Consider the following 22,349-nt stretch of genomic DNA (forward strand, 5'->3'; position numbering starts at 1 on the left):
ATTGCTCCTTATTGATTGATGCAGTTGGCCACGCGATCAAAATACGAGCAGGCGGCGATATGCTCCGTTATGCGTCGCTGTCCCTTGACGGTATCGACGTCCCACAGCTCGTAGGCACGCGCCTCGACCAGCACCACGTCGGTACGGTCCTTGAGGATCGAACCGCCGCCGTCCTTACCCTCAAGACACATAAGTGCATCGAACAGTTCCGCCGGAAAGAGCACCGGGCTCGAAGGCTCACCGTTGCACGCAAGACGCACCGGATACTTGCGGCCACGCTCATCAAACGCGCGAACCATGGCCTCAAAAGAATCCGAACTCACGAGCGGCTGGTCGCCCGGCAAAAAGAGGCAGCCTTTCCAGTTGCGATCGACCCCCCACGAAAGGCCCGCACGGACGCTTTCGCTCCTGAGCTTGCCATCGTGCAGCACATACGGGCAATGCTTGTCCTCGCAAATCTGGGCGACCTCGGGCCAACGCGTCGAAACCACAACGTCAAAGCCCCGGGGAACCGAATCGATGGTCCGGGCAATCAGCGGCTCGCCATAGATATCGGCAAGCATCTTGTTAGAGCCAAACCGCTTGCCCTCGCCCGAAGCCATAATCACGCAACCAAGTTTCATGGTGATACCTCCCCTGAAACCATCGTACCCATAACTCGCGCCGCGGGCATCCACATCGAAGGCGCTTATCCCGCACGCCCGCGATGCAAAAAAGGGGCACCCCGCCGGTTGGCAGAGCGCCCCCTTTACATGGCTTACCTCAACCCGGCTTTAGGCCTGGAACCAACGGGCGGTGTTGCGCTCGTCGAGGGCCTTGAGGGTAGCGGCGGGATCGGCAACCTTCTGCAGGAACATCATGGCTGCGATAGCGTACGGCTTGTAGCTGGCCTCCTTGTACATGCCCACGCGGTGCATGTCGAAGACGTCGGCGTTGACCTCGCCGTGCTCGCAGGAGACACCGGAGATGTCGGCAGGCAGCGGGTGCATAAAGATGGTGTCCTGACCGTTGGCAGTCTTCTCCATGAGCTCGGTCGTGGAGCACCAGTCCTGATGGGTGGCGTTCTGGGCGAGCAGCTCCTTCTCGAGCGCGGCGATGCCGGCGTCGTCGCCCTCGGCGTACAGGTTGGTGCGCTTCTCCATGGCGGCAAACGGAGCCCAGCTCTTGGGAATCACGATGTCGGCGCCCTCGAAGGCCTCGGCCATGGTGTTGACCTGCTTAAAGGTGGTGCCGGACTCGGCGGCATAGCCCTTTGCGCGCTCGACGACCTCGGGCATGAGGTCGTAGCCCTCGGGGTGAGCCAGGGTGACGTCCATGCCAAAGCGGGGCAGCAGGCTGATCAGCGACTGCGGGCAGGACAGCGGCTTGCCGTAAGAGGGCGAATAGGCCCAGGTGACGGCAACCTTCTTGCCCTTGAGGTTCTCAAGACCGCCAAACTCGTTGATGAGGTAGAGCATGTCGGCAGAGGACTGCGTGGGGTGATCGGAGTCGGACTGCAGGGAGATGAGCGTGGGACGGTGATCCAGAACGCCGTCCTCGTAGGCCTGCTGGACAGACTCGGAGACCTCGGCCATGTAGGCGTCGCCCTTGCCGATGTACATGTCGTCGCGGATGCCGATGACGTCGGCCATGAAGGAGATCATGGTAGCGGTCTCGCGGACGGTCTCGCCGTGAGCGATCTGGGACTTCTTCTCGTCCAGGTCCTGCAGCTCAAGGCCGAGCAGGTTGGCTGCCTTAGAGAAGGAGAAGCGCGTACGGGTGGAGTTGTCGCGGAACAGCGAGACAGCCAGACCCGAATCGAAGATCTTGGACGAAACGTTGTTCTCGCGCAGCTCGCGCAGGGCGTCGGCGACGATGTAGAGCGCCTTGAGCTCATCGGTGGTCTTATCCCAGGTGTGCAGGAAGTCGCTGCCGTACATGCCCTTAAAATCGAGGCCGTTCAGCTGCTCGACGAGCTCGGTAAACTTGGCGTCCATGTAAATATCCTTTCCAAAGATGAAACGATTGCAATGAGTAGATGTGCTCCGGCATGCGCGTGTGGCTAGAACATGCAGAGCACTATGACGAGGACCCGCTACCGTCGAGGAAGCATGGGAGATAACGACCGCGGGCCCCAAGTCAACAGGGGGTGCCGGGGACACGAGCTGTCCCCGGCTCAACAAGATCGAGGAATGGGACTAATCGATCTTGTTGTTGGTCAGACCGGCGCGGAACACGGTGGCGTCGCCATCGGCCTGGCTCGGATCGTAGAGGTTCAGGGCAGCCACATACATGGCGGCAGCGGTGACCAGGTCGTCCTTGTAGGTGACCTCGTTGGGGGCGTGAGCCTGAGACTCGGCACCCGGGCCGAAGCCGACGCAGGGGATGCCATAGCGGCCCTGGATGGAAACGCAGTTCGTGGAGAAGGTCCACTTGTCGCACAGCGGACGACCGGTGCGCTTGTCCATGCTGGGCTCGCAGCCGATGCGCTCGTCACCGAACATGGCCTTGTGGGCGTCGACGAGGGCCTTGACGTGCGGAGCGGTCTCCTTGTTGATCCACGTGGGGAAGTAAGCCTCGGTCTCGTAGACCTCGCCGGTCCAGGACGGACGGTCGTACATGTACATGGAGACCTTCACGTCGTCGCCGTACTTCTTGGCGGCCGGCAGGTTACGGATCTCGTCCAGGCAGGACTCCCAGGTCTCACCGGCGGTCATGCGACGGTCGATGGAGATGGCGCAGGAGTCAGCGACGGCGCAGCGGCTGGGGCTGGTGTAGAAGATCTGGCTGACGGTGCAGGTGCCGCGGCCCAGGAAGCGGGCATCCTCAAAGTGCTCGGGGTTGTACTTGGGGTCGAGCATCTTGACGAGGCCCTTGATGTCGGTCGACTCGTCGCAGCCGTTGTTGTTGAGGGCGCGGACGTCGGCGATGATGTCGGCCATCTTGTAGATGGCGTTGTCGCCGCGGTCGGGAGCGGAACCGTGGCAGGAGGTGCCGTGAACGTCGACGCGGATCTCCATGCGGCCGCGGTGACCGCGATAGATGCCGCCGTCGGTGGGCTCAGTGGAAATGACAAACTCGGGCTTAATGCCGTCCTTGTTGTAGATGTACTGCCAGCACATGCCGTCGCAGTCCTCTTCCTGGACGGTGCCGACGACCATGATCTTGTAGCCCTCGGGGATGAGGCCCATGTCCTTCATCATCTTGGCAGCGTAGGTAGCAGAAGCCATGCCGCCCTCCTGGTCGGAGCCGCCGCGGCCGTAGATGATCTCGTCGGTCTCGTAGCCCTCATAGGGATCGGCATCCCAGTTCTCGATGTTGCCGATGCCGACGGTGTCGATGTGAGAGTCGATGGCGATGATCTTGTCGCCCTCGCCCATAAAGCCCATAACGTTGCCCAGGCCGTCGACCTTGACCTCGTCATAGCCAAGGCTCTCCATCTCGGCCTTGATGCAGGCGACAACCTCACCCTCCTCGCAGGACTCAGAGGGGTGAGAGATCATAGCGCGCAGGAAGCGAGTCATATCAGCACGATGGGACTCCGCAGCAGCCTTAATGGCATCAAAATCGAGTTCTTTAGTCATAACAGTCAACCTTTCTACAAGGGTTTACCTACAGGTAGATATTTCAGATAGATCACTTGTGCCAAGCAGCGTGAGGTCGAGCACCCCACAAGCAAGTAGCCATAGGAGGCGGACGGAGGACTTTGCTCCGTCGCGAGTTCCGCACGAGCCGGAGAGCACTTAATGTGCTCTCCGTGCGAGCAGGACTGTCCGAGCAGGGAGTAAAGTCCTCCGGCTGCCTCCGGACAGGTCAGTCTGCTAGCAGGTCGGATACTCGCCCTCCCAGACGATGCGACGGTACTGATCCGGATCGGTGTCGCCCTCGGTGGAGAAACAGAGCACGGAGCTCGTCTTGTCCAGGCCGATGAGCTCCTTGAGCTCGGCGTACTCGGGGTCGAGCATGAGGGTCTCGACCAGGCCGGTGGTCACTGCGCCGGACTCGCCGGAGATGACGCGCGGGTCGCCCTTCTCGGGAGCGCCCAGGGTGCGCATGCCGCGAGCGGTGACCCAGTCGGGGCAGGACACGAAGGCGGTGGTGTGGTTGCGCAGGATATCCCAGCCCAAGATGTTGGGCTCGCCGCAGCACAGGCCGGCCATGATGGAGGGCATGTCGCCGTCCACGATGCGCGGGTCGCCGTCGCCGGCGGCAGCGCCCTTGTACAGGCAGGCGGCAGGCGCGCACTCGACCACGACGAAGGTGGGCGGGTTATCGGGATACAGGTTGGTGAAGTAGCCCACCACGGCGCCGGCGAGCGAACCCACGCCAGCCTGGACAAACACGTGCGTCGGGCGGTTGATGGCCATCTCGCGCAGCTGCTCGGCAGCCTCGGAAGCCATGGTGCCGTAGCCCTCCATGATCCAGGACGGGATCTTCTCGTAGCCCTCCCAGGCGGTGTCCTGAACGATGACGCCGCGCTCGCAGGCATCGGCCTCGGCGGCGGCCATGCGCACGCACTCGTCGTAGTTGACCTCTTCGATGGTCACCGTGGCGCCCTCGGCGGCGATGTTATCGAAGCGTGGCTTGGTGGAACCCTTGGGCATGTGCACGACGGCCTTCTGGCCCAGCTTGTTGGCAGCCCATGCCACGCCGCGGCCATGGTTGCCGTCGGTGGCGGTAAAGAAGGTAGCCTGGCCAAAGTCCTTGGCAAGCTGATCGGAGGTCAGGTAATCGAAGGTGCACTCGGCAACGTCCTTGCCGGTCTCGTCGGCAATGTAGTTGGCCATGGCAAACGAACCGCCCAGGACCTTAAAGGCGTTGAGGCCAAAGCGATAGCTCTCGTCCTTAACGCACAGGTTGGACAGGCCCAGGCGCGCGGCCTGGCCATCCAGGCGGGCAAGCGGAGTGACGGTGTACTGGGGGAACGACTGGTGGAAGGCGCGGGCCTTCTTCACGTGGTCGAGGCTCATGATTCCCAAGTGCTTGTCATCGCTCTTGGGCATCGTGTTGCCCGCCCACTGGATCTTATCGGCCATACGGTGAACTCCTTAAGTTCTCTCTTGCCGGCCCCCGCATACGCGTTTCAGCCCGATCCCATTCACACGGCTGAACTTTTATGTGGATGCCAAACAAAAAGTTTGTTAGCACTGTTCTATCACACTTTTTGATTGGAAAACCTAACAAATTGTTTGTTGCCGTAATCGGTACCTTTTCGCCGCCGAACGGTCACATAACACAGCGACACTTTCGTTATTTGCGAACAAGTGGGGTTTATGGCACAGTGAGCCCAAACTAATTTTTAGGAAGGCACCCATGACCCCCGCACAGATTGAGTTTTACAAGCGCCTTGCACACGGTCTGGCGCTCCAATTTGGCCCCAACTGCGAAGTCGTCGTCCACGACCTGGAGACCGAGGACGTGGACCGCTCCATCGTAGTGATCGAAAACGGCCACGTCAGCGGGCGCAAACTGGGTGACGGCCCCAGCCATATTGTGCTTGAATCCATGCACGAGGGCACCGCCGACGTGCACGACCGCGAGCCGTACCTCACCAAAACCGCCGATGGCAAGCTGCTCAAGTCCTCGACCATCTTTATCCGCAACGATGAGGGCAAGCCCGTCGGCATTTTGGGCATCAACTTTGACATTACGCTTATGAAGGCTTTTGAGCGTTCGCTCGACGCCTTTACCGGCACCGGCGGCACGGGCTACACCGAGCCCGAGCCCATTACCAAGAACATCGGCGACCTGCTCGAGGACCTGCTGCACGAGTGCGAACAGTTTGTGGGCAAGCCCGCGGCACTCATGACCAAAGACGAGCGCATTCGTGCCATTGGCTACCTCGACCGTCGCGGCGCCTTCCTCATTTCCAAGTCGAGCGAACGCGCCTGCGAGTTCTTTGGCATCTCCAAGTACAGCTTCTATAGCTACCTCAATGAGGCCAAGGCGGCGGCCGGCGACAAGTAGGCACTCGCCTAGATTGCCCCTCCCCTTTTGGGCGCGAGTTCTGGAAAGCTCGAATCCAAGACCGAGCCGCTTGGGAAGTTCCATATAATCGATGTCATTAGTATTTCGAAAGGGTGGAACAGAATGGCGTTGAGCAAGGCATCATGCACCGGTCGCGGATTGATTCCGGCAATTGGTGGACATGTGCACCGCATGTTCGATGAGGGTGAAGACGACCTGTTTTCGCTGAGCCTTGACGACGTGATGGATGATCGCCCGTGGACCGCCGACGAACTCATGGGCGGCGGGGCTCGCCCGTCAAGCCCCAATCCCGCACTTGCGCCTAAGCCCGCATCTGCGCCGGCTCCTGCGCAGTCGCCTGTTTCGACGCCCGCGTCTGCGCCCACACCCACTTCGGCGCCCACGCCCACTCCCCGCCCCGCAAGCGACCCGTCCGAGACGGCGGCGTTTCTCGCTGCAGCGGCACAGCGCCCCACGGCAGACAGCACAATTCGCTACGCTGCCCCGCAGCAGCCGGCATACACGGCTCCCGAGCCCGAGCTCGAGCCGCCTGTCATGGATCTGGATGATCTTTCCAACCGCCAGTTTGCCTTTGATTCCTGGGCGGCGGCAGATTTGGACGAGACCTCGGGCGGCATGCCGGCGCTCAACATTCCGGTAAACCCCCTGTTTGCGGCTGCCGAGGAACGCGACTCCGCATACGACAACACCGCAGCATACGCCAACCGCCCGAGCGAACAGCCTCGCGCCAGCCGCATCGAAACCGAGGATTACGGCCAAGCGTCGCGCGGCTATTCTCGTGACCCGTTTGCTGCCACGCCCGCCCCCGATTACAACCAAGCGAGCGTAAAGGCAGCCTCGGCATCGTCGTATACCCACGGCACCGACGATAAGCGCGCCGCCGATTACCACACCGAAGAAGAACCGCCGCGCTTTTCGGAGTTTTCGCATGCGGCAAAGGTTGTCTTTATCGCCATCATCATCGCTCTGCTCGGCGTGATTGCGTTTGAGGGATTCCAGCTGTTCCGCGGCCCCACTGCGTCTGAATCGGAAACGCAGAAAGCAGAGGACGACAACCAGTACCTGGACATCAACACCCTCAAGGGCGACCCCAACGACGGAGACGACGAGTAGCAAGGGTTGGGAGCGGCTGAAGCGTCCGTATGTAGCACCAGCTTCTACGTGCTGTTTTGTCATCCGGTTACACTTTTCCGGATGTTTAGACCGTCGGATTCGACACTTTTCCGTACTTTTGAGGTGGCGATTTCGACACTTTTCCGTACTTTCATACGGCTGATTTCGACACTTTTCCGGATAATTGCCGTGTAATCAAGCGCCGTCTGCACATCATTTCGCAGGCGGCGCTTGATTTCTGTCCGCGCGTGCTGATAGACTCCATCGTGCCCGCAAGGAGCGGGCGCGTTTTATCCAGAGTCGGGGTAGAGAGTTGGCTCCACGATCCCGACGCCAACCGGCCAAGAGGCACGGTGGCCCTGCCAACATCGATGAAAGGAGTCCGTATGGACAATTTCTCTGTGCGCAGCGAGCGCAACTTCCACAACCTGGTCGTCAAACCGAATCACATGCATCTTCTGGATAAGCCAAATGGCTACGCCTCGGCCATGGTCAAGAGCAGCCTCTCCCACCAGATGCGCTTTACAGTACAGAAGCTCGAGGAAGAGCTCTGCACCGCTGGCAATCCACATGTGTTGCAGATCAAGTTGCTCGGAGATGACTCGCGTGAGCCGTCTATCTGGGAGCTGTTTGCAGACGGCAAGTGCGTTGCGGACGGATCTGGCGCCTTTGCACGCGAGTGCTTCTGCGAGGGCGCCGAGGTATTCCTGGACCTGTGCCGCGACGCCGTGCGCGCGGCCGAGCTGCGCCAGCGGAGCCAAAGGGAGTATGAGCTGCTGAGTGCCGCGCGCGGGATTGCAGGGGTGTAGGCAGACAGACCAGACAGCTCGTCATACTGGTTGACGCTTCGATTCAAACAGCAGGGCGAAGTCGCGCTTACAATCCCGCCATGCCAAACCGAATGGCGTTCTCAAAAGGTCTACCTCCCCTCCGCTTTCAGCTTCAGCAGCAGGTCTCCCAGCTCGGGGCACTTGCTGGAAAGACGCGTCTGGGCTCGCTCGCCCATCCCCCATCGTTGGCGGATCTCCTGGGCGTGCGGACTCACACGGTAGTTCCCGTCCATCATCTGCTTGAGCAGCTTGGCGGTCACGCGCGCATCGGCAAGGGCGCTGTGGGCGTGGCCCGTCGACTCGTCGAACTCGATGCCAAACCACGTCGCCGCGTCACTCAAAGAGACGCACCCGTGGCTGCCCACGTCCATGATCGAGGTGTAAAACGCCTGCAGGTCGGCCCAGTCCGTAGGAAATGCGGAAAGATCAATGTGCTTTGCCTGGCACTCGGTCAAAAGCTGTCGACGGTCCGTCCCGCTCCAACAGACCACTTGGGCGGAGTAGCGACCGATCCAATCGCTGAGCCTTTTGATCACCACATAGAGCGGATCGGCCATCGCGGTGTCCACGGCCGATATCCCCGTAAGCTCGCGGACGGGAAACGCAACGCCTTCGGTAAATTCCGTCTGCACAAACTGCGAGAACTCGCCCATAACGTTGCCGTGGTAATCGAGCTTGACGGCGCCGACCTCAATAATCTCATTGCGCAGCCCATGGCGCTGGCGCTGTTTTGGCACCGGCGCAAACTCAACGTCCAGCACAATCTGGCGCGCAAAGTTCGTCGTATCGATAGCCGTGAAACACGGCATCTTTTCAGCTGACACGGTTAGGGCCTTTCTCCGTCAACTGCCGCTTGCTACATAGGCGGCTATATTGCCGTAAGGATAGGTGCCCGTGCGGACATGAAAGCGAGACGCAATGCCATGCGCCAGGCACTCGCCACACAGACGGCCCCAAGAGTGCCGCCCGCTCTATTCAAATGCATAAAAAAGATTGAGGCCCGGCGACTTGAATCAGAGGTCATCCCGGGCCCATCAGAGCTCGTAGAGCTCTTGGTTGCTTTGGTCTCGCTCTTCACGGCGCTTATCGAACTTTCCGAGGCACTCAAGCAGCATTCGAAGCATAACAAGTCGCTGCCATTAAGGCACTGACCTCTTGACCAAGCAACGGCGCTGCCCAGCTCTCCAGAACTTGGGCTGCCGTCGACTTTATTCTATCCGCGAGTATCTGGTTTACCAAATGGATTTTCGGTAAAGGAAGCACGGCACGCCCCGCAAGACCACTACGCCCCAAGTGCCGCCATGGGGATCACCGCCACGCCGTCGTCGCGTGTGTAGGCAATGCTCCCCTTTCCAACCATGACCGCCAAAAACGCCGGCGCGGCATTCTGGGCGGCAGGATTGGAGAGCACTTTCCTCTCCAGCGCCTTGAGATTTCTCGCTCCATCGTCTGCCTTCGCATCACTCAGCTTGACCTCGATGGCTCCCCAGCGCCCGTCGTGCTCAACGATCAGATCAACCTCAAGGCCCTTCTCATCTCGGAAATAATGGACACTGTTGTCAACACCGCCGTAGGTGGAAAGGAACACGCGCACGTCGCGCAGAACAAGGTTCTCAAAGAGCATCCCCAGCGTTTGCATATCGCCAAGCAGCCGCTCGGGGGTAGCCCCCAGCAACGCCGCCGCAAGTGACGGGTCACAGAAGTAGCGCTTGGGGCGCACGCGAACGCGGGCCTTCGAGCGCATGGGCGGCTCCCATCCGCACAGGTCCTCGGTCAGCTTGAGCCTGTTGAAGAGGTCCAAGTACGCAGCGATGGTCCTCTCGTCGGGGCCCGCCTCACCGTACGAGGCGTCCTTTATGAGCGTCTTGTACGTGACAGCCTGGCTCTCGTTCATGGCAAGAGCTCGCAAAAGGCCGTGTGCAAGCTCGGGCGACATGCCCTCATCCAGCACGTTGACGTCGAGCACCGAGTGCACGTACTGGCTTGCCGTCTCTCGCGCAAGCTCTTCCGAAAGCCCAAGGTTTGCAGGCCAACCGCCCCTGCAGCACCAGCGTGCGACGTCATCCACCGTGCTCTCGCAACGCTGAGGGGCAAAACCCTCGCCCTTAAAGAGGCTTGCCAGTGACACGAGCGGCTCGCCGTCGCCCGACTCACACAGGGCCATGGGGCGCATTGACAGACGGGCGATCCTACCCGTGCCGGAATGACGAACATGGCTGCGCTCCTCGCTTTTGAGCGCGGTCGATCCCGTGAGCAAAAGTGTCCCGCGTTCGTTGCCGCTCGCGTCCACGAAGCGCCGGGCGGCATCCCAAACCTCGGGCACCTCCTGCCATTCATCGACCAGGTGTGGCGCATCGCCGATGAGCGCCAGGCTTGGGTCGACCTCTGCCGCCGCGCGCTGCGCAGGCTCATCGAGCCTGGAGACGCTCGCCGAGCGAGAGAGCGCCGTCCAGGTCTTGCCGCACCATTTGGGGCCGTTGATCTCCACACAGCCAAACGCCCGCATAAGGGTGTCGAGGCGCTCCTCTATGAGCCGGGGCCTATATCCCTTTTGGGTCAATCTCTTTGGTGCATCCATAGACGGCCGTCCCTCTCTATCACGCGATATGCGAAATTACGCCATTCTCAATGCTGATTTTACGCTACTTTCAATGTAGTTTTTACGCCGTTACAGATGTAGTTTTTACGCCGTTACAGATGTAGTTTTTACGCTGTTTTCATTGAAGGTTTTACGCTGTTTTCATTGAAGGTTTTACGCTTGACATCCTTAGCGCGACGCTCGCTCAACCCCTGACCACCGGATTGCCCGAATTCCGGGATGCTGCCTCCGCTCCAAACAAAAGGCCCCGGCTCGCGATGAGCTGCCTCCCATTTCTTGAACATTAGAACTGGGAGGCTTTCCACCCCATGCCTCTATCGGAAACGGTATCCCGTCCTGAGCATCGAATCCGGGACGTAGTTTCCGCATGCGGCCTCGTTAGGAAAGCATGTCCCACTCTGAGCGCTCATTCCGGGGTGCAATTTCCGCCAGAGACTCCGCCGGGAAAGCGCATCCCGGTTTGGAGCCAAATTCCGGGTCGTAGTTTCCGCCTGAGGGCCGATCCGGAAACGGCATCCCATTCTGAAGCCGAAATCTGGAACGCACTTTCCGCCAAAGGTCGCAAAAGGAAAGCGCAACCCATTCCGAGCATTACATCAGAGCGCGCTTGGTTATCTCCGCTCGCACATCTCGGCAAACGAGATCAGCTTGACGTCTCCCCTACTCTCTGCGGCGTCCCGACATCCCTGCGTAAAGCCGCTTTTTGAGAAAAGTGCATAGCTTTTTCGTTGCCGTCTAAAGAGCTCGCTTCGGTGCACGAGCTTTTGCAGCACGTCTTCGCCCACCGGCTCATTGCGCCATTTGCACTCCACAAACAGCGCAGTGCCCTCGCCATCGTCAACAATCAAGTCGATTTCTTCCTGCGTATGTGTGCGATTGTCCGTCCCCCACCAGCGCCCGACGATCGCCGGAACCACATCGAGCTGGCCCGCGCGCGCGAGTTCGTACACGTATTGTCTGCATATAAGCTCAAAGACCGTACCCATGTAATCCGATACGTGCGGCTCAATGCGCTTATACGACATCTCGGCCATATCGTTTTGAATCAGCCCAATGTTCTGCGGCACAAACTTGTACCAGAACCTAAACATCTGGTCGCTCAGCAGATACACGGCTCGCTTATTGCTCGTCTCGTTTAGGGGCAGCTCGCGCTCGACAATCCCAAGCGACGCCAGCTTATCCACATAGCTCTTTACGTTGCTCGCAGGAATTCCCGTAGAGCTCGCAATCTCTGAGATCTTCGAGCGCCCCTGAGCAATTGCTTGCACGATCGCATCATATTGCTCGGGATTGCGGCACTCTTGCATTAGCAGGTTGCTCGGCTCCTCAAAGAGATAGCCCGTAGGAGTAAGAAAAAGACGTTTGATGTTGTCCTTGAGCGGTGCGGCAGGATCGACTTTCTCGATATATGCGGGAATGCCGCCCGTCATGCCGTAGCAAACCGCTGCATCTTCGCGCTCCATGCCCTGCCACAGACCGAGGGTCGTCGTAAAATCGAGCGGCATGATCTTAAACTGAGCCGTACGCCTACCGTATAGCGGGCTCTCGTAGCCCAGCACCTGTTCTTCCATAAACGAAAGAGACGACCCGCACAGGATAAGCATGAGCTTGGTCTTTTTGTACAAGTGATCGATCTTATCTTGCAACAACGAGCTGATCTCGGGATTCGATTGGGCGAGATAGGGATACTCGTCAATCACGACAATCAAACATTCCGTGCGGGCCATGGTGGCCAATGCATCGAACGCCTCGTCAAAACTACGAAACGACACGCCTGCAGCACCAACCGAGCCTGCAAGTATCGCCTGGCTAAAGCCGTGCAGGTTTGCCTCTGCATTGGTACGACGTGCTTGAAAGTAAATAGCCTTCTTGCCTTGGATGAACTCCGTGATAAGGCGCGTTTTACCTACGCGACGGCGGCCGTAAATCACAGGCATCTCAAAGGAGCCCGTGCCATACAGTCGATTGAGCTCGGACATTTCCGCTGTTCTTCCGATAAACATAGGCTATCCTTCCTTTACGTTATAGCTAGCTATATTATACCTTCCTATAATATAGCTAGCTATAACGTAATTCGACAAGCGGGCCACGCAAAAGGGACGTTACACCACCGCACGCGGACCGTCCCGGCAAACGCATCCCGTTCTGGAGCCAAATACTGGGCCGTAGCTTCCGCCAAGCATGCTATCAGGTAAGCGCGTCCCGTTCTGAGCCTAAATTCTGGGATGCGGTTTCCACTGAAACTTCTACCGGAAAATACATCCCACTCTGGGGCCGAAGTCTGGGACGCAGTTTCCGGTTGAGGGGCGTCCCGGAAAGCGCGCCCCATTCCGAGCGGCAATTCCGGGTCACGGTTTCCGCCGACACAGACGACGATCCGCAGCCCTTATCACATGCCTTCAAATATGCGATCCAGAAACACAAAACAGCAGATAGAATGCTCTTTTTCAAAAAAGTACACGTCCCTAAACTTACCAAGGTTTCATATCTAGCTACCGTTCACGGTCGCCGATTACCGCCCACCGATTCGAATGTAAAAATGTCGCCGAAAACAGGCCATCTACCTGCATGGTTAGATTTTGGTCAGCTTTTGGTCAGCTGAGCGGCAAGTTCCAGCTGATACGTTTTTGCTACCCAAAAGGAGGCGGTAGCTCATGACCCATTGCAATGACCAACTCATCGACCAACTGCTCACTCAAGCCGAACAAGAGGGGCGTTGTCTGATTCCCCCAAGCGCGGCGATCCGAAAAGCGCTCCTTCGGCGCATCGGCAGCGCGATCGTCTCGCCCATGCCGGGACTGTTCGCACGCAAAATGCGCTGGGATGAACTCAACCGAGCGCAACGTCATTGCGAGATTATCCGCACCCTTGCGATCATCCACCCCGATTGGACGTTCTGCTCGTTTTCGGCCGCCTGTCTGCTTGGGCTCGAGGTCTCGTGGCGACACCTGAACGTCGTGCATGTTTGCAGCTCGACAAAGCCGTCGGCTCGTCCGGGCGCACATATTCAGCGGCACCAGATTGAGCCGGCCGGAGCAATACGCAGAGCCGGCATATCGGTAACGCCGCCCATCCAAACGGTCACAGATTGCCTGCTGCAAACTGGTTTTGCCGACGGCATGCCCATTGCCGATTCGGCGATCTTAAAGCTCGGCCTTGCACGGGAACAGCTGATGGAGGCCGTTGAGCAACGAGCGACTGCCCGCAATGGTCGCGCGATTCGCACCGCCCTCACAACGCTTCGATATGCCGACGCCCGCGCCGAGAGCGGCGGGGAATCGGTCGCCCGAGCCGTCATGATCGAGACGGGCTTTGCGCCCGACTGGCTTCAATACGAGCTGACGGGCCCCTTCAATTCGACCAAGCCCATACGAACGGACTTTGCCTGGGAGCGCCAGGCGCGGGAACTCACACTGGGCGAGCTCGACGGGCTCATCAAATATACCGACCAGACCATGCTGGCCGGACGCACCACCGCCGAAGCGCTCGTTGCCGAACGACAGCGCGAGGCGCACCTATCGCTCTACGGTCACCCTCTGCTGCGCTTTACCATGAACGAGGTCCGCTCGGCAGGAATGCTCGCCAAAAAGCTGCAGACGGCAGGCATCCGGCAGACCGCGCTGCCGACATGGCTCAACGACGTGGAGCTGTAGGAGCTGCTAGGCCGCGCATCGCCGGATCGCATCCCCCCTATCTGGGCCGCGTTTTCCCAACGGCCACGCCAACGGAAAGCGCGTCCCAGCTTGGACGCTCAAAACGGGATGCACTTTCCGGATGGCGGGCCTAGCGGAAAGCGTATCCCGGAATCCGGCCTCAGAACGGGTTGTGCTTTCCGGTTGAGTCCTTCAGCGGAAACCGCATCCCATTCTGGGGCACGATTCCGGGACGCAGTTTCCGTATGCGGAGGCGCTCCAAACAAAAAGCCCCGGCTCGCGATGGAGCCGGGGCCAAAGGCGCAGCATATACAGTTGATGTTGAGCGCGAACAGCCCGTCAGCAATGGGCGTCCGCGTTCTACCCTACCCGCGGTGACGAGCGCGGCTGTACGGCGTATCCACCATGGGCAGATTTGGACGCAGCTTGCCGTCAAACGCGCGGTAGGCGTTCTGTACGGCGGGCGCCGTGGGGATCGTTGCGATCTCGCCGATGCCTTTGCCGCCGTATGCCACGGGCAGCAGCTCGTCCTTCTCCACGTAGATGGCGTGGATATCCGGAATCTCGGGGGCACGGAACAACCCGAGCGTACCGTACCTTGCCTGGGGTACGCAGTCCTTGAGCGGCCAGTCCTCAGTAAGCGCATAGCCCATACCCATGAGCACGCCGCCTTCGATCTGACCCTGGATGGAGATGGGGTTGACCACCTTGCCGGAATCGTGCGCGGCATAGACCTCGCTCACGCGACCGTCATCATCCAAAATGACCACATGCGTGGCAAAGCCGTAGCAGATGTGACTCTTGGGGTTGGGAACATCCGCACCCAGTTTGTCGGTCGGCTCCAGGTACACGTAGCCAAACTCGCATCCCTCGAGTGCCTTGATGGCGGCCGCGGGATCCTGAGGATGCATACCCTGGCCGGCGACGAGTTCCTGCGTGCGCAGCTGATAGGCGCGGCCGTCGTCGTACTCGATCTTGACGCCGTCGCCATGGGCGCTCACCGGGGCGGTAGGCGCAGGCTTGCCGGCCTCGATGCCAACCATGGCATCGCGCAGCAAGAAGGCGGCGCCGCGCACGGCCTCGCCGGTCACAACCGTCTGACGCGAGCCAGACGTGGTGCCGGAGTCGGGAGCGTTCTCGGTAGAGCACTCGCCGTTGGCGATGCAGCTCAGCGGCAGACCGCAGGCCTCGGCAACGTCCTGCAAAAAGACCGTGTTGCAGCCCTGGCCGATGTCGGACGTGGCGGCATAGACCACGGCCACGCCGTCCTCGACGCGAATCTTGCAGCGGCCGGCATCGGGCAGACCCACGCCCACGCCGGCGTTCTTCATGGCGCAAGCGATGCCGGCGTGTCCGGGATGCGCGTAATAGGCATCCTTGACCTCGAGCAGCGTCTCCTTAAGCGCCGTGGAGCAATCGGCGATCTGGCCGTTGGGCAAAACCTCGCCCGGCTCGATGGCGTTGCGGTAGCGAATCTCCCACGGATCCAAACCGACCTTCTCGGCCAGCAGGTCGATGAGGCTCTCGAGCGCAAACTCGGACTGGCAAACGCCAAAGCCGCGGTACGCGCCGGCAGGCGGGTTGTTAGTGTAGTAGCCGAAGCCGCGGATGTCGGTGTTCTGGTACTTGTAGGGGCCGACGGCATGCGTGCAGGCGCGCTCGAGCACCGGGCCGCACAGCGACGCGTAGGCGCCGGTGTCAAAGTTGATCTCGCAGTCCAGGCCGGTAAAGATGCCCTCGGCGTCGCAGCCCAGCGTAAAGGTGCCGTCCATCGCATGACGCTTGGGATGGAAAGCGAGCGACTCGGCACGCGTGAGCTTGCACTTCACAGGACGCTGGAACTTATATGCGGCGAGCGCGGCCAGGTGCTGGACCGAAACGTCCTCCTTGCCGCCAAAGCCGCCACCCACGAGCATGGTCTCGACGACCACACGCTCGGGTTCGCTATCCCAGCCAAACATATGGGCGCACTCTTTGCGCGTATCGTAGGCGCCCTGGTCGGTCGACTGCACCTTGACGCCGTTCTTGTACGGGAAGGCAACGGCACACTCGGGCTCCAAGAAGGCATGCTCGGTAAAGGGCGTGGTAAAGCGCTGTGTCACGGTGAACGCGCTCTCTGCCAGCGCCTTGGCGGCGTCGCCGCGCGTCACATGGCGGCTCTGGCACACGTTGTCCTTGAGCTCCACCGTGTTGCCAAAGGCAAAGAAGCTGTCGTGCAGGCGTGGGGCGTCGGCGGCCCTGGCCTCGACAATGTTGCGCACGGGCTCCAGCGGCTCGTAATCGATCTTTACGAGCTTCTTGGCCTTCTCGAGCGTCGCTTCGTCCTCGGCAACCACCAGCACAATGGCATCGCCCACGCAGCGGGTGATATCGCCCTGGGCGATCATGACGTCCCAGTCCTGGATAAGGTGGCCGACCTGGTTGACCGGCACGTCCTCGGCGCGCAGGATGCCCACCACACCGGGCAGGGCCTCGGCCTTGGAGGTATCGATGGAGAGCACACGGGCGCGCGGGTACTTGGAGCGCACGGCGCTGGCATAGGTCAGGCCCGGCTGATCGAGCTCGTCGATGTCGTCGGGATACTTGCCCTCGCCGAGCACCTTCTTGCGCACGTCGATACGGAAGGCGCGCTTGCCCACGCCGTAGTCATCGCCGCGCTCCAGGCCCTCGTCGATTTGCTTTTCGCCGCGGAGTACCGCAGCGGCCAGCGAAATACCCTCGATAATCTTTTTGTAGCCGGTGCAGCGGCAGACGTTGCCGCGGATGGCGTACTTGATCTGCTCCTCGGTGGGCTCGGGGTCCTCGGCGATGAGCGCCGCACCCGCCATGACCATGCCGGGGATGCAAAAACCGCACTGCACGGCGCCCACGGCGCCAAAGGCGTACACAAAGGCCTCGCGCACGTCCTCGGGCAGGCCCTCAACGGTCACGATGTTGCGGCCGGCGGCAAGAGCGGCGGTCAGCACGCACGCCTTGACGGCCGCGCCGTCTACATGGATGGTGCAGGTGCCGCAGGCGCCCTCGGAGCAGCCGTCCTTGGCGGAATGGATGTGCAGGTCGTCGCGCAGGTAACGCAGCAGCGGTTTATTCTCCGTCGTCGTGCGCTCGACGCCGTTAACGGTAAAAGTGAATTCCTGTGCCATGGTGATTCCCTTCTACACGCCGGCGGCGATGCCGGTGCGGTCGTGGATGGCGCCATGCGGGCAGACGACGGCGCACATGCCGCACGACAGGCAGTCCACACCGTCGATATGGGCGCAGTTGTCCTCGATGCGGATAGCGCCGGCAGGGCACTTTTTGGCGCACATACCGCAACCGATGCAGCTCGTGTCGCAGACCTTGCGCGCAATGGCGCCCTTATCGGTGTTGTTGCAGCGCACCAGAATGTTCTGGTAGCCGGGGACGAAGGCAATCACGCGCTGCGGGCACGCCATGCCGCACAGGCCACAGCCCGTGCACTTGGAGCGGTCCACGCGGGCGATGCCATCGACCAGCGCAATGGCGCCGTGGGGGCATGCCGTGACGCAGGCGCCACAGCCAATGCAGCCTTCGCTGCAGCGGGCGTCGCCGCCTGCGGAGGCGCAACCGCTTCCGCAGGCAACGTAGGCCACGTTATGTTGAATGGATTTGGCCATAAGAGACTCGCCTATTTCTTAAGAAGGTACGAATAGTTGTCGCGCACAGCCCTGATGGTCAGGCGGACGGCCTCAGGCAGACCGGTGTTGACGGCATCGCCCGAGACGGTGCGGACCGTGCCGGCGACGCGGACCTTAAAGTGGTCCTCGTCCACGGCCAGGAAGCCCTCGTTCTCGGAGTTCTCCATGTCCTGCTCGCTCCAGAACAGGGTGAGCTTGTCCTTGTAGGGACGACCCTCCTGGTAGGGGCAGAACACGGCGCAGTTGCCACACTCGTTGCACATGCCGTCGACATGGACGACCTGATGCTTGGCCAGGCCCGGCACCTTAATTGCCACGTTGGCGCGGTTGGGGCACACGTCGCAGCAGACCTCGCACACCGAGCCGCAGCCCAGGCAGCGGGTCTTTGTGCAGTTGCGCTTGTCGCGGCAGAGCGTACCCTTGCGCTCGTAGCAGGTGTCCTCGCGGCCGGCCTGCTCGTTGCAGTCGGCGTACTTGTTAAAGTCCGCACCGGCGATGGCACGGGCGACCTCGGCGGCATCGGCGATAGCCTCGACCACGGTGGCAGGACCGCGACGGCAGTCGCCGGCAGCCCAAACGCCCTCGACGCCGGTGGAGGTGGCGGCAAGACGGCCGCGACGGTCGTGCTCGACGCCCGCGGCATCGTACAGGCTGGCATCGATGCCCTCGCCCACGGCGCAGATCACCGTGGTGGCGGAAAGCTCGACGGTCTCGCCCGTGGCGACGGGGCTGCGACGGCCGCTTGCATCCGGCTCGCCGAGCTCCATAACGTCGCAGGTCAGCACGGAGCCGTTAAGCGCCTTGGGCGCCAGCAGCTCGCAGAACTCAACGCCGTCGGCAAGAGCAAGATCGAGCTCTTCCTCGTCGGCGGGCATCTGCTTCTTGGTGCGGCGATACACCAGGCGCACGTTCTTCACGCCAGCAAGGCGCTTGGCCACGCGGGCCGCGTCCATGGCGGTGTTGCCGGCGCCAATGACCACGACGTCCTCGCCCAGCTCGAGTTTCTCGCCCTTCTTGGCGGCCTCGAGGAACTCCAGCACATCGAGCTCGGCACCCTCGCCCAAGCCCGCAGAGCCGGGCATCCAGGCACCGGTGGCCACGACCACGTCGGTAAAGCCCTGGGCCTTGAGCTCGTCAATGGAACCAACGCGAGCGTTAAGCTGAACCTTGGCGCCAAAGGCCAGGCAGAGCTCGGCATCGTGGGAGATATCGTCGCTCGAGATGCGGAACTCGGGGATCACGTGACGGACCACGCCGCCGAGCGAATCGCGGGCCTCAAAGATGGTGACGGGCACGCCGGCACGCGTCAGGAAGAACGCCGTCGCCAGGCCGGCCGGGCCGCCGCCGATAACGGCAACGTTGCGCTCACCGTCGTTGGCGATAGCCTGGGCGCGCAGCTTGGGCAGCACGGCGGTCATGGCCTCGCGGGCGGCCTTGAGCTTGCTGGCGCGAATCTGGGCGCCCTCGGGCTCGTAGAATGCACGCTCGCAGGCACGGCCGCAAGGATGCGGGCAGATAGTGCCGGTGATGAACGGCAGGGCGTTGCGCTCGATGATGATGTTGAGTGCGTCCTCGTAGCGGCCCTCGTCAACAGCCGCCAGATAGGCGGGAATATCCTGCTGGATGGGGCAGCTCGTGCGGCACGGCGTGGTAAAGCAGTCGGAAAGCGGGCTCTTGCCGGCGACCTTGCGGTCGGGCAGCGGGCGCAGCGGCTTCTTGTAGAGCGGGTTGGTGAGCGAGTCGGTCTGGATCGCCGTCACGGCCTCGAGCGAAACGCCCGCGAACGGCTTGCCATCCAGATCGGTAAACTCGCCGGCCATCTGGCTAAAGCGCTCGTAGCCACCGGGCTTGAGCACGTCAGTCGCCAAGGTAACGGGCCAAATGCCGGCGTCATACAGGGCGCGGATGTTGTAGACCGTGGCACCGCCGGAGTAGCTGATGCGCAGCTTGCCATCGAACTGCTCGGTAATGCGACGGGCGGCCTCGATGGTCAGCGAGAACAGCGAACGGCCCGACATGTACATCTCGGTGGAGGGCAGCTCGTTCCTCGTCACGTCGACGGGGAACGTGTTGGTCAGCTTGACGCCAAACTCCAGGCCGCGCTCGGCGCACAGGGCAATCAGGCGCTCGAACATGGGCACGGCGTCGGCCCACTGCAGGTCCTCGCGGAAGTGTGTATCGTCGAAGACGATGTAGTCAAAGCCCAGCTCGTTCAGGCGCTGACGGGCAAACTCATAGCCCAGCAGCGTGGGGTTGCACTTGATGTAGGTGTTGAGGCCCTTCTCGGTGATCAGATAGGTCGCGATGCGCTCGATCTCCGCCGGCGGGCAGCCGTGCAGGGTAGACTCGGTGATGGAGTTGGAGACGCGCGCCGGGATGGACTCGACAAACGCGGCATCGACATGCTCAAACTTGTCCAGGTTGGCAAGCGCCCATGTGCGGCACTCGTTCCAAACCTCGGAGCCGCTGGCGTCCTTCATGCCCTCGATGTAGGCGTCGACCTTGGGGCTCTTAATACCCTCGAGGTCATAGCCCACGGACATGTTGAAGACAAAGCCGTCCGGGCTGCCCAGGCCGTACTCGCGAGCGATCAGGTGGCAGGCGAACCATGCCTTCACGTACTCGGCAAAGGCCTGCGGAACCTCGAGCTCGGTCGACCACTCGCAGTTGTAGCACTCGTCCTGCGCCACAATGCAGGGCTTGTTCACACACTTGGAGAGCTCCTCGCCGTCCATAACCTGAACGGTCTTGAGCTCAAAGAAGCGGGAACCGGCAACGTAGGATGCCACGATGTTCTGGGCCAGCTGCGTGTTGGGGCCGGCAGCCGGGCCAAACGGAGTCTCGATGCGCTCGTCAAAAATGGGAAGCGCGCCCTCCTGGTTGGTCGTGACCATCTTGCGCACGCCAAAGATGGCGTCCTGGGTCTTGTGCTCCTCGATGATCCAGTTCATCAGCTGCGAAAACGGGATCGGCCTCATGATGTCGCTCATAGTGAGCTCCTCTCTGTAACGCCCGGCGAGACCGCGCGGCGGGCGCAAATACGGCGTAGCGCTAGCACAGCGCCGGCGACCCCGCGGAGGTCGCCTATACGCGCGTCGGATGCGGCGAAACATCCGACGCGCGTGAATCTACTTGTAATTAGTACGTGCGATCGTTGAGCGTGCTCCAGAGCTTTTTGGACTCGGCCATGGTCCACGCGTTGATCTTGTCCTCATCAATGCCAACGAACTCGCGATCCTTGTACAGGACGCGGCCGTTGATGATGGTGGTGCGGCAGTTTTTGCCCATCATGCCAAAGAGCATGTGGCCGTCGATGTTCTCCTCGCTCAGCGGCGTAAAGGGCTTGTAGTCCATGACGATGACGTCGGCGGCGGCGCCGGGCTCAAGCACGCCGAGCTTGCGATCGAAGTACTTGCTCGCCATCTTGGCGTTGTTCTCGAACAGCATCGTCATGGCCTCGCACCAGCCCACGTTGGGCATAGCGGCGTTGTGGCGCTGAATGATCAGGAAAACCTTAAGGCTCTCGAGCATATCGTGGGTGTAGGCGTCGGTGCCCATGCACACGGGGATGCCGCGGCGGAAGAATTCGAGCACGGGGGCGCAGCCCACGGCGTTGCCCATATTGGATTCGGGGTTGTTGACGAGCCAGGTGCCAGACTCCTTGACGATATCCATCTCGGCGGGCGTCACGTGGATGCAGTGGCCGAGCATGGTGTCGGGACCCAGCAGGTTGTGCTGCAGCAGGCGCTCGACGGGGCTGATGCCACCACGGTTGAGGCGGGAGTCCCACACGTCATTCATGCCCTCGCACACATGGATGTGGAAGCCGGTCAGGCCGTTGTTGGCCTCGGCCATCTTGTCCATGGTCTCGTCCGAAAGCGTAAAGGTGGCGTGACCGCCAAACATGGCGGCGATCATGTGGTTGTCGTTATCGCGACGCTCCTTGGCGGCCCACTGGGCAAATTCGGCGTTCTCGGCAATGGCCTGGTCGCATTTTTCCTGACCGCGGCGGTCGGAGACCTCGTAGCACAGGCACGAACGCATGCCCAGCTCCTGCGCGGCATCCTTAATGGCAAAGAGGCTGCCCGGAATCTCGCAGAAGCTCGCGTGGTGATCGAAGATCGTGGTGACGCCATCGCGGATGGAGTCCAGAATCGTGGCATAGGCGCTGGCCTTGGTGCCGTCGAGCGTCAGGTTGTCGTCGATCTTCCACCACTGCTGCTCAAGATTCTCCAGGAAGTTGGTGGGGTTGCAGCCCTTAATGGCAAGGCCGCGAGCCAGACCCGAGTAGATGTGGGTGTGGCAGTTGATAAGTCCGGGCATGATGAGGTTGCCCTGGGCATCGACGTACTCGGCATCCGGGTACTTGGCCTTGAGCTCGCACTCGGGGCCCACTTCGACGATCGTATCTCCGTCAATGGCGACCGCACCGTTTGGAATGAACGGGGTCTGAGCGTTGCGGGTAAAGACGGAACCGTTAGCGACCAGAAGCATGGATGCTCCCTTCAACATCAGGGGCGGGGTTTGACAC

General features: G+C 61.0%; 15 protein-coding genes and 1 riboswitch. Of the genes, 4 read left to right on the top strand and 11 right to left on the bottom strand.

Annotated features, from left to right (window positions below; all coding sequences use genetic code 11):
- Positions 1–8 precede the first annotated feature (8 nt).
- From DW151_RS04540 to dpaL, 4 genes are all read right to left on the bottom strand, one after another.
- Positions 9–623: a nucleotidyltransferase family protein gene (locus DW151_RS04540; protein ID WP_117655005.1), complete on the bottom strand. Its 615-nt coding sequence runs from the start codon at positions 621–623 to the stop codon at positions 9–11.
- 150 nt (positions 624–773) lie between these two features.
- Positions 774–1,976, bottom strand: a complete 1,203-nt coding sequence (gene ygeW, locus DW151_RS04545) for a knotted carbamoyltransferase YgeW (protein ID WP_055252229.1) — start codon at positions 1,974–1,976, stop codon at positions 774–776.
- Between the two features lie 201 nt (positions 1,977–2,177).
- The gene (locus DW151_RS04550; RefSeq protein ID WP_099432046.1) at positions 2,178–3,563 is read right to left on the bottom strand and encodes a YgeY family selenium metabolism-linked hydrolase; all 1,386 of its coding nucleotides are present in this window, start codon (positions 3,561–3,563) and stop codon (positions 2,178–2,180) included.
- A 237-nt stretch (positions 3,564–3,800) separates the two neighbouring features.
- The gene (dpaL, locus tag DW151_RS04555) at positions 3,801–5,015 is read right to left on the bottom strand and encodes a diaminopropionate ammonia-lyase (RefSeq protein WP_055252227.1); all 1,215 of its coding nucleotides are present in this window, start codon (positions 5,013–5,015) and stop codon (positions 3,801–3,803) included.
- A gap of 277 nt (positions 5,016–5,292) precedes the next feature.
- Between dpaL and DW151_RS04560 the strand changes: the two genes are divergently transcribed.
- The 3 genes from DW151_RS04560 to DW151_RS04570 all read left to right on the top strand — a co-directional run bounded on the left by DW151_RS04560 (position 5,293) and on the right by DW151_RS04570 (position 7,889).
- Positions 5,293–5,946, top strand: coding sequence for a transcriptional regulator (locus DW151_RS04560; protein ID WP_117564173.1), 654 nt, complete (start codon positions 5,293–5,295; stop codon positions 5,944–5,946).
- Positions 5,947–6,069: 123 nt separating this feature from the next.
- Positions 6,070–7,080, top strand: a complete 1,011-nt coding sequence (locus DW151_RS04565; RefSeq protein ID WP_118334690.1) for a hypothetical protein — start codon at positions 6,070–6,072, stop codon at positions 7,078–7,080.
- 287 nt (positions 7,081–7,367) lie between these two features.
- A riboswitch (SAM riboswitch) is annotated at positions 7,368–7,458 on the top strand.
- Positions 7,459–7,466: 8 nt separating this feature from the next.
- Complete coding sequence (locus DW151_RS04570) at positions 7,467–7,889, top strand: hypothetical protein (protein ID WP_118334692.1); 423 nt, start codon at positions 7,467–7,469, stop codon at positions 7,887–7,889.
- 110 nt (positions 7,890–7,999) lie between these two features.
- Here DW151_RS04570 and DW151_RS04575 read toward each other — a convergent pair whose 3' ends face one another.
- The 3 genes from DW151_RS04575 to DW151_RS04590 form a co-directional block, all read right to left on the bottom strand.
- Entirely contained in the window at positions 8,000–8,734 is a 735-nt protein-coding gene (locus tag DW151_RS04575; RefSeq protein ID WP_147351763.1) for a 3'-5' exonuclease, read from the bottom strand.
- A gap of 458 nt (positions 8,735–9,192) precedes the next feature.
- Entirely contained in the window at positions 9,193–10,488 is a 1,296-nt protein-coding gene (locus tag DW151_RS04585; protein ID WP_118334696.1) for an ATP-binding protein, read from the bottom strand.
- A 632-nt stretch (positions 10,489–11,120) separates the two neighbouring features.
- Positions 11,121–12,512: an ATP-binding protein gene (locus DW151_RS04590; protein WP_118334698.1), complete on the bottom strand. Its 1,392-nt coding sequence runs from the start codon at positions 12,510–12,512 to the stop codon at positions 11,121–11,123.
- Positions 12,513–13,163: 651 nt separating this feature from the next.
- Between DW151_RS04590 and DW151_RS04595 the strand changes: the two genes are divergently transcribed.
- The gene (locus tag DW151_RS04595) at positions 13,164–14,162 is read left to right on the top strand and encodes a hypothetical protein (RefSeq protein ID WP_118334700.1); all 999 of its coding nucleotides are present in this window, start codon (positions 13,164–13,166) and stop codon (positions 14,160–14,162) included.
- A 365-nt stretch (positions 14,163–14,527) separates the two neighbouring features.
- On the opposite strand, the gene xdh is transcribed toward DW151_RS04595, so the two are convergent.
- The 4 genes from xdh to ssnA all read right to left on the bottom strand — a co-directional run bounded on the left by xdh (position 14,528) and on the right by ssnA (position 22,312).
- Complete coding sequence (gene xdh, locus DW151_RS04600) at positions 14,528–17,305, bottom strand: selenium-dependent xanthine dehydrogenase (RefSeq protein ID WP_118334701.1); 2,778 nt, start codon at positions 17,303–17,305, stop codon at positions 14,528–14,530.
- Positions 17,306–17,317: 12 nt separating this feature from the next.
- A complete protein-coding gene (locus tag DW151_RS04605; RefSeq protein ID WP_118334703.1) occupies positions 17,318–17,797 on the bottom strand; it encodes a 4Fe-4S binding protein in 480 nt (159 codons plus the stop codon).
- Between the two features lie 11 nt (positions 17,798–17,808).
- Positions 17,809–20,808: a putative selenate reductase subunit YgfK gene (gene ygfK, locus DW151_RS04610; RefSeq protein ID WP_118334704.1), complete on the bottom strand. Its 3,000-nt coding sequence runs from the start codon at positions 20,806–20,808 to the stop codon at positions 17,809–17,811.
- Positions 20,809–20,956: 148 nt separating this feature from the next.
- Entirely contained in the window at positions 20,957–22,312 is a 1,356-nt protein-coding gene (gene ssnA / locus DW151_RS04615; RefSeq protein ID WP_118334706.1) for a putative aminohydrolase SsnA, read from the bottom strand.
- Positions 22,313–22,349 lie beyond the last annotated feature (37 nt).

Source organism: Collinsella sp. AM13-34 (genome assembly GCF_003473055.1).
In the GTDB taxonomy this organism is placed as follows: domain Bacteria; phylum Actinomycetota; class Coriobacteriia; order Coriobacteriales; family Coriobacteriaceae; genus Collinsella.

Excerpts from the sequence above, each read along its gene's own strand:
- DW151_RS04590 (WP_118334698.1), bottom strand. The coding sequence starts at position 12,512 with ATGTTTATCGGAAGAACAGCGGAAATGTCCGAGCTCAATCGACTGTAT.
- DW151_RS04595 (WP_118334700.1), top strand. The coding sequence starts at position 13,164 with ATGACCCATTGCAATGACCAACTCATCGACCAACTGCTCACTCAAGCC.
- ssnA (WP_118334706.1), bottom strand. The coding sequence starts at position 22,312 with ATGCTTCTGGTCGCTAACGGTTCCGTCTTTACCCGCAACGCTCAGACC.
- ygeW (WP_055252229.1), bottom strand. The coding sequence starts at position 1,976 with ATGGACGCCAAGTTTACCGAGCTCGTCGAGCAGCTGAACGGCCTCGAT.
- dpaL (WP_055252227.1), bottom strand. The coding sequence starts at position 5,015 with ATGGCCGATAAGATCCAGTGGGCGGGCAACACGATGCCCAAGAGCGAT.
- DW151_RS04550 (WP_099432046.1), bottom strand. The coding sequence starts at position 3,563 with ATGACTAAAGAACTCGATTTTGATGCCATTAAGGCTGCTGCGGAGTCC.
- DW151_RS04560 (WP_117564173.1), top strand. The coding sequence starts at position 5,293 with ATGACCCCCGCACAGATTGAGTTTTACAAGCGCCTTGCACACGGTCTG.
- ygfK (WP_118334704.1), bottom strand. The coding sequence starts at position 20,808 with ATGAGCGACATCATGAGGCCGATCCCGTTTTCGCAGCTGATGAACTGG.
- DW151_RS04585 (WP_118334696.1), bottom strand. The coding sequence starts at position 10,488 with ATGGATGCACCAAAGAGATTGACCCAAAAGGGATATAGGCCCCGGCTC.
- DW151_RS04605 (WP_118334703.1), bottom strand. The coding sequence starts at position 17,797 with ATGGCCAAATCCATTCAACATAACGTGGCCTACGTTGCCTGCGGAAGC.
- DW151_RS04565 (WP_118334690.1), top strand. The coding sequence starts at position 6,070 with ATGGCGTTGAGCAAGGCATCATGCACCGGTCGCGGATTGATTCCGGCA.
- DW151_RS04540 (WP_117655005.1), bottom strand. The coding sequence starts at position 623 with ATGAAACTTGGTTGCGTGATTATGGCTTCGGGCGAGGGCAAGCGGTTT.
- xdh (WP_118334701.1), bottom strand. The coding sequence starts at position 17,305 with ATGGCACAGGAATTCACTTTTACCGTTAACGGCGTCGAGCGCACGACG.
- DW151_RS04570 (WP_118334692.1), top strand. The coding sequence starts at position 7,467 with ATGGACAATTTCTCTGTGCGCAGCGAGCGCAACTTCCACAACCTGGTC.